The sequence below is a fragment of the Sphingobacterium multivorum genome (assembly GCF_039511225.1).
In the GTDB taxonomy this organism is placed as follows: Bacteria; Bacteroidota; Bacteroidia; order Sphingobacteriales; family Sphingobacteriaceae; genus Sphingobacterium.
The window spans coordinates 2099210-2111852 of sequence record NZ_CP154261.1; the positions used below are offsets into that span (position 1 = coordinate 2099210).

The window sequence follows — 12643 nt, forward strand, 5'->3', positions numbered from 1 at the left end:
CTTATGAATCATTATTTATCGCGCAGAAGCTTTGTTAAACAGTCCGTTATCGCTGCAGGAGCTGTTATGCTATCCAATAGTGTATTGGGGAATGTCAATTTGGCCAAACCAAATGAGCGTGTCAACTTAGCCTGTGTAGGCCTGGGAAACAGGGCTGCCGACATCATTAAAGAACTCTATAAAACCGGACTCTGTAATATTGTTGCGCTATGTGACGTAGATCTTGGTGCGAAACATACGCAGGAAATTTTGGGCTTGTTTCCTGATGCACCGAAGTTTAAGGATTTTAGGGTAATGTTTGACAAAATGGGAAATCAGATTGATGCTGTAAGTATCGGAACTCCTGATTTTTCGCACTTTGCCATAACCATGCTTGCACTGGATTTGGGTAAACATGTTTACGTGGAAAAACCAATGGCGAGAACATTCCTTGAAGTCGAACTGATGGCAAATAAAGCTCGGAAAAACCCTAAACTTGCCACCCAGATGGGAAATCAAGGGCACTCCGAAGCAAATTATTTTCAGTTTAAAGCCTGGAAGGATGCCGGTATTATTAAGGATGTGACACGCATCGATGCGCACATGAATATGCCGCGTAGATGGCATGGCTGGGATGTGAATATGAAGGGTTTTCCTGCCGCAGAAACGATTCCCGAAACATTAGATTGGGATCTTTGGCAAATGCAGACTATTGGCCATAATTATAATAAGGATTTTGTGAATGGTCAATGGCGCTGTTGGTATGATTTTGGAATGGGGGCTCTAGGCGATTGGGGGGCACATATATTGGATACAGCACATGAATTTTTAGATTTGGGGCTGCCTACAGAAGTGTCTGCTGTGAAGCTCGACGGGTATAATTCTTATTTTTTCCCCATGTCTTCGACCTTGAAATTTCATTTCCCAAAAAGGAAAAAGATGCCAGCAGTCGATATCAATTGGTATGATGGACTGGATAATTTGCCGCCTATACCGGAAGGCTATGGTGTATCCGGACTGGATCCAAATATTCCTGCACCTAGTACAGGGAAATTGGAACCCGCTAAATTAAATCCTGGGAAAATTATCTATAGCAAGGATTTGATATTTAAAGGTGGCTCACATGCCAGTACCTTGCAGATTATTCCAGCAGCGAAAGCTAAGGAAATGGAATCTAGGCTGCCGGAAGTGCCAAAATCACCGTCAAACCATTTTGCTAATTTCTTGAAAGGTTGTAAAGGTGAAGAAAAGACCCGCTCGGCTTTTGAAATTGCAGGTCCTCTGAGCCAAGTATTTTGCTTGGGTGTAATTGCACAACGCTTGAATAGTAAGTTGATATTGAATACGCAGACAAAAGAAGTGACCAATGATAAGTTTGCCAATGCACTCCTAGCGGGACCTCCACCAGCAAGAGGTTGGGAGCAATATTATAAGATGTAAAGGCCATTAAATGGGTATCGAAAATAAAGGGCAATGTGAACATTGCCCTTTTTATGTTTGAAATGTAAATCCTTTATAACCTATCCCTGCTTTTATTGGGAAGATGGACGTACTTTTTCTCGATTCGGTGATATGATAAAGGATGATGGAAGATTATAATTTTTACAGTCATTTATAAAAAAAGGTTTTCAAACGGGGAGAATGAAAACCTTAAATAACCAATTATAAACCTAAATTATGATGATACAAATGTAAGTGTATTTACTACACTATGCAAATTTATTTTAAAAAATAATTGAATCGACTTTAAACAAGCTATAGGAAGTCGCTATTTTTATAGGAGTAAACTGTATTTTTGACGAAACGGACTGCTATCTGCATTCTTTTTAAACGCTGTGGCTTTGTGGACTTTAAAAAGTATCCGTTGTAGACAAATAGCTATTTTAGAAGCATGGAAAATTTAGAAGTATGGATGCGTGGACCTATTGAAGGGGTACCCGCTCTTCTCCAACCTGTTGCGCATGCACTTTTGCAAGTTGAAGAAGATGTTTTGAAGTATACCGCACAAATATCCTCAGCGCAGCTTTGGACAAAACCGGGTGGCAATGCCAGTATAGGTTTTCATCTGCAACATATTCGCGGAGTAATCGATCGCATGTTTACTTACGCAGAAGGCAAGCCCTTATCGGAAGAACAATTTGATTACCTTCGAAATGAAGGAGCTGACAACGTCGGCCTGAGTACTTCATTTCTGGTCGAACACTTACATCAACAGATCAAACATTCTTTGCAAAAATTAAAGCTTATTGATCCGGACACCTTGACGGAAATACGTTTCTTGGGTAGAAAACGGATTCCTACGACCTTGATCGGCCTGTTGTTCCACGCTGCAGAGCATGCACAGCGCCATGTCGGCCAATTACTGGTAACAGCACGATGTCTTAGCTAAAAACAATATATATTTTTGTCAGCTAAAGTCTATGATTTTTGAACCTGTTGTAACTTCTCGCCCCATTTCCCTAGTTCTCGAATAATTGGTTTGAGTTCATAACCCAGTGCAGTCAGCTCGTATAGTACGCGTGCCGGTACCTCTGCATATACAGTACGTTTAACAATGTTATCATCTTCCAGCTTGCGCAATTGTAAGGTGAGCATACGTTCAGTGATACCTGGTAAACATCTTTTGATTTCCGAATAACGTAGCGCGCCATTGATGAGATAACAGCATATGGCTAGGGCCCATTGACCTCCGATCACATTAGCGGCAAAGACTTCGGGGCAATTATGCTCAAGTTGCTTTTTATTTGAAAAGTTAGTGGAGCTCGTCTTGATTTTAGTCATACGCACATTTTTTATAGTACCTAACATTGGGTTACAGATAAGCCAAAATAGGAATTATGTCGCTATTTTTAAATCATAGTCCTGTCGTTTATTAAAACTGCCGCTACGAATCGGCTAAATGTGGCGGCTTGTGCATATATAGATACATAAATAAAAAAAATGAAAACATTAATAGTCGTTATTCACCCCAATTTTGCTGCTTCCGTCGTAAATAAAAGTTGGGTTAAAGCCTTGGAAAATCAACCTGAGTTGTATGACATCCATCAACTGCACCAAGTGTATGCTGATGATAAAATTGATGTCTCTGCAGAACAGCAGATGATGGAGAAATATGATAAAATAGTCTTTCAATTTCCCTTTTATTGGTTTAACTGTCCGCCGTTTTTCAAGCAATGGCTGGATGAAGTGCTTACCTATGGATGGGCTTATGGTAAGAACAGTGGCTACAAACTGGAAGGAAAGAAAATCGCATTAGCAATTTCTGCGGGGATAGACGAGCAGGAATATGGGGAGACGGGGAAGTACAAATATAGCATGGAGCAATTAACAAGTCCTTTTGAAATTACTTTTGATTATGTTAAAGCGGATTATCAAAAACCTTTCGTCTTTTATGGAATTGAAAAAGAGTCATCCCCCGCATGGGTAGAAGAGGGCGTCACGCGCTATCTCCGTTTTTTGGAGCAACTATAGTTAATAAGTATCAGGGCTTGTTTATTGTTGCTTAGCTATTGTTATTAATGAATCCGTCGAACGAAACAGGCTTGTCAAGAAAGCATCTTTCTCAAGATGCTTTCTCTTTGTTGTTTTACCGTGTAGTATAACCACCATTGGCAAAAATGGTCTGCCCTGTTATCCACCAACCATCGGTGACCAAGAATTCCACCAAAGGCGCAATGTCTTTTATATCGGTTAGCCCACCTAATGCTGAAGCAGATTTATGGTAAGCAACAGCGTCTTCGCTTTCCTGTCCATAGAAAAATGGCGTATCCATTGGCCCCGGGGCTACAGCAGTAACCGAAATTCCCCGTTCTCCAAATTCTTTTGAAGCAGCTCGCGTAAAATGCTCTACTGGAGCTTTCAGTCCTTCATAAGTAGAGTATAATCCCGTATAGGCCGCCAATAATGAGGTAACAATCGTACAGATTTTGCCATTTGCATTCAGTTTTTTACCCGCCTCCCTAATAAAGAAATAAGCAACTTTTGAATTGATGTCACTCATGCTGTCATATTCTTCGACCGTGGTATCCACAATTGGCTTTTTCAATACTTTACCGACCGTATTAATGGCGATATCTACGCCACCAAACTGCTCAATTGCGACATCAAAAAGTTTCGTGATATGCTCAATTTTTGTCAGGTCCGCCTGCACTAATATTGCTTCTGCCCCTGCGGATTTGACAGCTTCCAGAGTTTGTTCAGCGTCTGCTTTGGTATTTTCACTATTGTAATGGATCACCAGCTTTGCCCCTTGAGCCGCAAAATCCCGACTTAATAATCCGCCGAGGTTTTTTGCACCACCAGCAATAAGGACAACTTTTCCTTTTACATCATTTCTTGCCATAATAATTTAAATTTTGATTATAGCAAATCTCACAAATGTTAAGGAACCTCTTATGGTGAACTTTTCGCTTTTTTCAATTGACGAAATTGTGAAGGCGACATGCCTTCATATTTTTTAAAAAATTTGGTGAAGTTGGACGGGTCGTATGTCAGCATTTGTGCAATTTTCGCAATGGTCAAATCGCTATTAACGAGTAGGTCCTTGATACAAGCTAATATCTTTTGTACATAAAAATAGCAGGGATGATTTCCGGAAGTTTCCTGTATAATCTTGATAAGATGCTTTTGTGAAACACAGAGTATGTTGGCGATATCCTGAAGCTCCATCATTTCTATGCTGTCTCCACGAACCAATTCCGCTAAATGACGATCTAAAAAGTTAAAATATTGAATCGTAATCTCTTCACTTCTTTTTCTATTGGAGAGCAATGCTGTGTTCATTTTAATTCCTTTCCGAATTGTTAGGTTAAATATAAACAAATAATACTGGACGTAATATTTTTTACCTGAATAATCGAGAATTCCGCGTAATGGACTCGTCAACGTTATAGACAAAGATTTTTATCCTCGACACTGCTCTTGATCACCCGAACGATTAATTTGTAAATTCGTATACTTGTAGAATTCTAAGAGGAATTCGTAATTTTTATAATCCCGCATAAAAATAAACTGAGTATATGCAGATACTTTTAGTAGAAGACGATCGCCGTATTAGCAGCTTTGTTGTTAAAGGTCTAGAAGAGATGGGCCACAAGGTCATTTTGGTTGAATCTGCGGAAGCGGCACGTGAATGGATCAATGCGGATTCATTGGACATTGTCGTACTCGATATTATGTTGCCCGGAATAGATGGTATACAATTTACGAAGATGATCCGATATCGAAAAAATCATATTCCAATATTGATTTTAAGTGCCTTAGGAGAAGTTGAAGATAAAGTCGAGGCCTTGGAAAGTGGTGCTGATGATTTTCTTGTCAAACCCTTTTCCTTTAAGGAATTGGTTAGCCGTATCAAAGCTTTGGTACGCCGCGACAATTATAAAAACGTACCAAAGGATAGCTGCGTAGAAATTCATGATTTAAAAGTGGATCTTGAACGGTATGAAGTCCATAAGAATGGTAAAAATATCGATCTATCACCTAAAGAATTTAAACTGTTGAAGTATCTGATCGAAAATCGCAATAAAACCCTTTCAAGAACAGCGATCTTACAGGCCGTCTGGGGAATTGATTTTGATAATAATACCAATGTTGTCGATGTATACGTTTCTTATTTAAGAGGTAAGATTGATGCGGGGAGTGATACCTCCATTATCAAAACGGTGAAAGGGGTAGGTTATATGCTCACAACGGACTGACCATGAATTTAAAGATTCGACTCACACTCTTTTCTACCTTGGTATTCACCATCATTTTTGGGCTTGCAACGCTAGTCATCTACTGGATATTTTATAATTCTTCTGAACGACATCTGATAAGCTCGCTGGAAAAAAATGCGAAGATAGCCGGTATTTATTACCTTGAAGCCGACGAACAGAGCCCGCTAAAGCACATGGAGTCCAAAAATCAATATGAAAGTCTGGTCAAGCGCGCGATGGTAGCCGTTTATAACGCAGCGGGGAAGGTGAGTTATGGTGGTATGCGGTTTGATAATCAAGTTAATACAGATTTGCTGAACCAGCTGAAAATAGACAAAACGGTTTATTTTAAAACAGCCGATAGCTTTTATTTTGGTTTGTATTATCCCGATAATCAGGGCGATTTCTTTGTGTTTGTCAAAGAGTCCAGCGCAGATTTTGATCATCAGTTGAACCGTTTACTCATTACGCTTGTCTTTGTTTTTCTCGTTGCGTTGGTTAGTATTGCCTTGTTGTCGGCCTGGCTGAGTAAGTATGCTTATCTGCCCATTCGTAAAGTGATCCAAGAAATTCAGCATAAAGATTTAAGTACCATTCAGGAGCCCTTGACCGCCATAAAAACCAAGGATGAACTCCAGGATCTGATTGAAAGTTATAATGCACTCCTACGTCGGATCAGTGAAAATATGATTATCAGAAAGAACTTTGTAAGTTATGTTTCCCACGAGTTCCGAACGCCTTTAGCAGGTATCCTGGGCTCAATGGAGGTCTTCGGCGCAAAAGTTAGAACGGAGGAAGAATACCGTGAACTGGCCGAAACCATTACCGAGCATGTGAACTTTCTGAATCAGCTTATTGGTAATTTTCTATTACTGACCGAAGATCAGGCCCTGAAACGTTCCCTGGAAACCTTTCGTATCGATGAGATCGTGTGGGACCTTGTACCTAAATTTTCGAGATCATTTGCCGTACCCTTGAAAGTCGATATAGAGGTCGACGAGCCACAATACTTTAATTTTCGGGGCAACAAGATGCTCGTCTCCCTTTCGATCTCTAATTTAATCGAAAACGCACTGAAATATGCAAATGGGCAAGAAGTGCTTATCCGAATGACCAGTGCAGATGGCAGACTGTCTTTACAAATTATAGATCACGGCATCGGTATCCCAAAGGCCGAACTGGAGTCAGTGAAACAGACTTTTTATCGTGGGTCAAATGTCGGTCAGGTGAAGGGTAGCGGCATAGGCCTCTCATTTGCACAAATCGTTTTTAAGGACCAGGGCGTAGACTTTGATATTCGCTCGAACCATCTGGGAACTACCGTATCACTGCTATTCCCTAAATTCTAATCCTTTTCTAATCTCTTCTAATTAAACTTTAATTTAACCTAAAGTTGCCTGTAATCTCTGTCCGTTAGTTTTGTGGAAATTCAAAATTAAGTGAGAAAGCTACGTATTACATTATTTTTACTTCTTGGCCTGAGTAGCAAACTATTTTCACAGGAAGCGGTTGAAAGCCGTTTACGAAAATCGGAGATTGAACAGGTGTTCCTTGCGCATAACCTGAGCTTAATGGCACAACGTTTTCATATACAACAGGCTGATGCAGCAGTGCTTCAGGCAAAGCTCTGGCCCAATCCAACCATCTCAATCTCAGAGGTCAATCTTTGGAAAAATTCCAGCAGTGAATCCTTTCCTGCGCTGATCGGTCATTATGGTAAATATCAGCAGCTGGCTGTTGAGCTGGAACAGACGATTGAAATGGCCGGGAAACGGAAAAAAAGAGTGCAATTGCAGCTTTTGGAAAAAGAGAATGCCCGGCTTCAATTTGAAGAATTATTGCGGAATTTGAAATATGATCTCCGGAGCCAATGCCTCGAACTACAGATCTTACAGGAAAAAGAACAATTATACAGTAGTCAGGTCGATATTTTTCAGACCCTAGCGAAGTCCTTTCAAAATCAATGGAAAGAAGGCAATGTGAGTGAAATGGACTATCTCAGGATTGAAAGTGAGTCGATTGCGTTTGGGAATAAACTTAACGAAATCCAGCAGGAAAAAATTGCAAAAATGAATGCAGTTGCGAGCTATCTAGGAGATAAGGGGACTGCACTTTACATTTCGGATACGATAGGTATGCCACTTTTTCTCCTGGGGACGAAACAGGAATGGAAAATGATGGCCCTGGAAAACCGTAGCGACTATAAAATCATCCACAATACCTGGAAGAAAAGTAATGCGCAGTTGGAAATCGAAAAAGCAGAACGTACACCAGATCTCAAGGTATCAATGAATTATGACCGGGGCGGAAATATCATGCGCGATTTTATAGGCCTGGGTGTTGCTATGGATCTTCCTTTATTTAATCGAAACCAGGGGAATATCAAAGTTGCTGAACTGGAACTTGAGAAAAATAAAGTTGAAATCGCGCAATTTCGTATCGATATAGAACGAGAGATCGACTTTCTTTCGGCGCGTTTGAGCAATCTTGAAACTAGTTTGAAGACGATGGATACAGGCTTTGATCATAAACTGAATGTCGCACTTGAACGCTATGTCCGCAATTTTCAAGAACGACGGTTGACCATCGTTGAATTTATAGACTTTATCAATAATTACATGGAAAACAAAGAATCAATATTGGAGCGCAGGGCACAATACCTTCAGTATAAGGAAGAATTGACGTATTTAATCGGAAAGGATATTGTCTAATGAAAGGGAACTTTTTAATGCCACTGACACTCATGTCCATATGTTTATTGTGGAGCTGTCAATCAACGAAAAATGAAGAGCAGGTTACGCCGCCAACCAAAGGGTTTTGCCTCAGCGCAGATTTCAAAAACCAAATTAAAATTGATTCAATACAGAAGCGGGTGGTATTTGAACAGATCGCTTTAAATGGGGTCATTCAATACGATCAGGATGAGCTTGCTGCACTAAAGAGCCCGATACCCGGTATCGTGCAGTCTGTCTCCGTCAAGATGGGTGATTATGTGGAGAAGGGACAGATTCTCGTATCGCTTAAAGGGACCTCGGTCAATGATTTAGGAAAGGAGCTGCGTGAGCTGGAGAATAGCAAGCGCTTGGTGGAGAGTAAATTGGCAAGTCTTCGCAGTCTACTGAAAGATGGTATGGCTTCCCAACGGGAACTGGAAGAGATGGAAAGTGAATTGAAAGCCACACAAATCGGAATACGTCATGTAAAGGCCAATATGAATCTGCTCAATGGATCATCAGAAAATGGCCTATTTTACATCCGTGCACCCAAAGCGGGTTATATAGTTGATAAAAAGGTGAGTCCTGGTATGACAGTGGGTGATGATGCCGAATTACTTTCAGTAAGTAAACTGAATGAAGTATGGGTTTCGGTCAATATTTATGCAAATAATTTACCCTTTGTGAAAAATGGTGCGCCTGTCAAAATTACCACCTTAGCCTATAAAGGAGAATCTTTTGATGGCTATATTGATCAGGTTGCCAATTTCTTTGATCCGGAAGAACGTGTCGTCAAGGCGCGCGTAAAGTTGTTGAACAAAGACCTGAGGTTAAAGCCGGGCATGAGTGTGGATGTATTGGTGGAAAAAGCTGTTTCAGGACAAGAACAGCAGATGCTGGCTATTCCCAAAGATGCCATCATTCTGCATAATAACCAGAATTTCGTGGTGCTGTACAAAAATGACTGCGACCTGTCCGTAAAGCCTGTGGATATTGTTGCTGAGAATGAAACCTATGCTTTTGTCAAAACAGGAATAGCCGAAGGAGATCAGGTGTTGACAGAAAATGAGCTGATTGTATTTGATGAATTGATAAATAGATAGGATGAAGAAAGTTGTACAAAATATTGTTTCATTTTCATTGAAACACTCCTTGGTCGTCCTGTTTTTTACGTTGGCATTATTGTTCGGCGGGATATACGCCTACCTGCATACACCGATTGAAGCTTTCCCCGACGTCACCAATACACGGGTCAGGATTATCACACAATGGCCGGGACGTAGTGCTGAAGAAATAGAGAAGTTCGTCACGTTACCGGTAACCAAAGAGATGAATACTATCCCAAAGAAAACGGATGTTCGTTCGATCTCCTTGTTTGGCTTATCCGTTGTAACAATCCAATTTGAGGATGGAGTAGCGGACTTTTATGCCCAGCAGTATGCGGGTAATAAAATGCGTTCCATCGATTTGCCGGATGGCGCGGAAAGCTCCATCGAACCACCTTCGGGTGCTACAGGAGAAATTTTTCGCTATGTACTAAAGAGCAATCTTCCGATTAAAGAAGTTTCTGCCATTCAAGATTGGGTGATCGAAAGAGAACTTGTGGGGGTACCGGGTGTGGCGGACGTCGTTAGCTTTGGAGGGGAGGAAAAGATCTATGAAATAAAGATCAATCCTACGGAGCTGGCCAATTATAATTTGTCGCCACTGGATGTGTATGAAGCCGTATCGCGTTCGAATATAAACGTCGGTGGGGATGTGATCCAGAAAGGAAATCAAGCCTATGTCGTTCGAGGGGTAGGTTTATTGGATAAGATCGACGATATCGGTAATATTTTGATCAAGGTGGTCGGCAATACACCGATTTTAGTCAAACATGTAGCCGAAATAGAACTGGGCGCAAAGCCACGACTTGGCCAAGTGGGGCTCAATCAGGAAGATGATCTTGTACAGGGAATAGTTATTATGCTGCGGGGAGAAAATCCTTCGGCTGTCGTCACAAGGCTAAAGGCAAAAATTGAAGAGCTAAACCAACGTATTTTACCTGCAAATGTCAAGATTGAACCCGTTATAGATCGCACAAAACTGGTGAATAATACTGTGCATACGGTTTCCAAAAACCTGATAGAAGGGGTTATACTGGTTTCGATTATTGTCTTTATCTTTTTGAACAACTGGAAGACAACCTTTATTGTTGCCTCGGTCATTCCACTGGCTTTCCTCTTTGCGATTATATTATTGAAAATACAAGGTTTGCCGGCCAATCTGATTTCCATGGGTGCGTTGGACTTTGGACTTTTGCTCGAAGGAACATTGGTCATTGTGGAGACTGTTTTTGTCTCTTTGGAAAAAGAGGCCCATCGGCTTGGGACGGAACGCTTTAATAAAATCTCCAAGCTAGGGATCATAAAAAAAAGTGCAGGTTCTGTTGCAGGCTATATCTTTTTTGCACTATTGATTTTAATTGTCGCACTGACTCCTATTTTCTCTTTTCAAAAGGTGGAAGGAAAGATGTTTTCGCCACTAGCCTTTACGCTCGGTTACGCCTTGTTGGGTTCCTTGATCCTGAGTTTAACCTATGTGCCCGCGATGTGTAAATACTTATTAAAAAAGAACATCAAAGAAGATGAAAATAAGATCACTAAAGTCAGCCGTAATGCCATTTTTAAAGGTTTTAAAAAGGCTTTTGACCATCCAAAATGGACATTGTCTATTTTTATGGTTGTCTTGTTCGTCTGTATTTTCCGGTTTAGCCATTATGGTTCCGAGTTTCTTCCAAAACTGAATGAGGGTGCAATCTATGTTCGCGCAACCTTACCCAATAGTGTCAATCTGGAAGAATCGGTAAAGCTGACGAAAACAATGAAAACAAAATTGATGAATCAGTTTGACGAGATCGACTTTATAATGACACAGACAGGCCGTCCCAATGATGGCACGGATCCAACAGGATTTTTTAATATCGAATTTAATATTGAATTGAAGCCCGAGGGGGAATGGAAACGTAAACTATCCAAAGAGAAATTAATTGGTCAGATGCGGGATAGCCTGCAGACTTTTCCTGGAATCAACTTCGGTTTTAGTCAGCCGATTCAAGATAATGTAGAGGAGTATGTGGCCGGGGTAAAAAGCCCGCTAGTGATCAAAATTTTTGGTGAAAACTTACAAGATTTAGAGAATAAGGCCAATAAATTTGCAGAGTCACTAAAAAAGGTCAATGGCATTACGGATGTCAATGTTTTTAAAAATATAGGTCTGCCTGAACTCCGTATTCAATTGCATGATTCAAAGATGGCTAAATATGGCGTTTCAACCAAAGATGTGCAGTCCGTGATCGAAATGACTATCGGGGGGCAATCGGTGACACATTTCTACGAAAATGAGCGGATCTTTGATGTTCGTCTGCGCTTCCAAAAATCATACCGCGACAACCCCGAGAAGATCGGAAATATCATTATTCCTACGATGAATGATCAGAAAGTACCCCTAAGGGAGATCGCAACAATAGATTATCATACGGGGCCGGCATTTATTTACAGAGAAGGGAATTCCCGCTATATTGGTGTTGGCTTCAATATTGAAGGTCGAGATTTGGGAAGCACAATTGCCGATGCGAAAAAACAGATAGAAAAAGATGTTAAACTACCCAAATCTTATAAGGTTGTGTGGGCCGGAGAATTTGAAAGTAAAGAACGGGCAACAAAACAACTGATGAATGTTGTGCCAATTTCGTTGATTTTGATCTTACTCTTGCTGTATGCCAATTTTGGCAATGTCAAAGATACGCTGATTTCTTCGCTGACCTTAGCCTTTGCATTTATTGGTGGATTTATTTCCTTGTGGATTACCGGAACGACATTTGGAATTTCGGCGGGTATCGGATTTATTATTCTCTTTGGCGTAGCCACGATTGATGGTATTGTTTTAATCGGTATTATGAAAGAAAATCTGTTGAATAAAATGAGCTTGAAACCAGCTATTTATGAAGCTGTCAAAAGCCGCATAAGACCCATCTTAATGATTGCATTAATGGGGGCGATGGGCTTATTACCAGCTGCACTTTCAAACGGAATGGGGTCTGAAATCCAAAAACCGTTGGCGATTATGATTGTTGGTGGATTGATTATTTGTATGATTCTGTCGTTTTCAGTATTACCTATTGTTTTTTACTTTTCTTATAAAGAGCAAAGTCGCGATTAGTTACCCATTTTAATTATTATATACGATGCAAAGGTTGCCTGTCTGACAGTG

Annotated in this window: 11 protein-coding genes; 8 read left to right on the top strand and 3 right to left on the bottom strand. The window is 40.6% G+C overall.

All coding sequences use genetic code 11. The annotated features are described in order from the left end of the window. Positions 1 to 3 precede the first annotated feature (3 nt). Together AAH582_RS08605 and AAH582_RS08610 are read left to right on the top strand one after the other, a co-directional pair. The gene (locus AAH582_RS08605; RefSeq protein ID WP_046675717.1) at positions 4 to 1419 is read left to right on the top strand and encodes a Gfo/Idh/MocA family protein; all 1416 of its coding nucleotides are present in this window, start codon (positions 4 to 6) and stop codon (positions 1417 to 1419) included. Between the two features lie 451 nt (positions 1420 to 1870). Next, positions 1871 to 2368, top strand: coding sequence for a DinB family protein (locus tag AAH582_RS08610; protein WP_343321838.1), 498 nt, complete (start codon positions 1871 to 1873; stop codon positions 2366 to 2368). Between the two features lie 29 nt (positions 2369 to 2397). Here the strand turns inward: AAH582_RS08610 and AAH582_RS08615 are convergent, their stop codons facing one another. Further along, a complete protein-coding gene (locus AAH582_RS08615) occupies positions 2398 to 2760 on the bottom strand; it encodes a winged helix-turn-helix transcriptional regulator (protein WP_343321839.1) in 363 nt (120 codons plus the stop codon). Positions 2761 to 2919: 159 nt separating this feature from the next. Between AAH582_RS08615 and AAH582_RS08620 the strand changes: the two genes are divergently transcribed. After that, the gene (locus AAH582_RS08620) at positions 2920 to 3450 is read left to right on the top strand and encodes an NAD(P)H-dependent oxidoreductase (protein WP_343321840.1); all 531 of its coding nucleotides are present in this window, start codon (positions 2920 to 2922) and stop codon (positions 3448 to 3450) included. 115 nt (positions 3451 to 3565) lie between these two features. Here the strand turns inward: AAH582_RS08620 and AAH582_RS08625 are convergent, their stop codons facing one another. Together AAH582_RS08625 and AAH582_RS08630 are read right to left on the bottom strand one after the other, a co-directional pair. Continuing rightward, positions 3566 to 4321, bottom strand: a complete 756-nt coding sequence (locus tag AAH582_RS08625; protein WP_070569450.1) for an SDR family oxidoreductase — start codon at positions 4319 to 4321, stop codon at positions 3566 to 3568. Positions 4322 to 4371: 50 nt separating this feature from the next. Further along, a complete protein-coding gene (locus tag AAH582_RS08630) occupies positions 4372 to 4761 on the bottom strand; it encodes a helix-turn-helix domain-containing protein (protein WP_343321841.1) in 390 nt (129 codons plus the stop codon). Between the two features lie 236 nt (positions 4762 to 4997). Here AAH582_RS08630 and AAH582_RS08635 point away from each other — a divergent pair, with 236 nt between their 5' ends. The 5 genes from AAH582_RS08635 (at position 4998) to AAH582_RS08655 (ending at position 12592) form a co-directional block, all read left to right on the top strand. Beyond that, positions 4998 to 5678, top strand: coding sequence for a response regulator transcription factor (locus AAH582_RS08635; RefSeq protein ID WP_046675722.1), 681 nt, complete (start codon positions 4998 to 5000; stop codon positions 5676 to 5678). Between the two features lie 2 nt (positions 5679 to 5680). Continuing rightward, complete coding sequence (locus AAH582_RS08640; RefSeq protein WP_343321842.1) at positions 5681 to 7027, top strand: HAMP domain-containing sensor histidine kinase; 1347 nt, start codon at positions 5681 to 5683, stop codon at positions 7025 to 7027. Between the two features lie 90 nt (positions 7028 to 7117). Next, positions 7118 to 8389 (top strand): TolC family protein, encoded by a 1272-nt coding sequence (locus AAH582_RS08645; RefSeq protein WP_053003914.1) that lies wholly within the window; start codon positions 7118 to 7120, stop codon positions 8387 to 8389. Then, the gene (locus AAH582_RS08650; protein WP_053003916.1) at positions 8389 to 9495 is read left to right on the top strand and encodes an efflux RND transporter periplasmic adaptor subunit; all 1107 of its coding nucleotides are present in this window, start codon (positions 8389 to 8391) and stop codon (positions 9493 to 9495) included. The genes AAH582_RS08645 and AAH582_RS08650 overlap by 1 nt, the downstream gene beginning before the upstream one ends. A gap of 1 nt (position 9496) precedes the next feature. Further along, positions 9497 to 12592, top strand: a complete 3096-nt coding sequence (locus AAH582_RS08655) for an efflux RND transporter permease subunit (RefSeq protein ID WP_046675724.1) — start codon at positions 9497 to 9499, stop codon at positions 12590 to 12592. Positions 12593 to 12643: the final 51 nt, after the last annotated feature.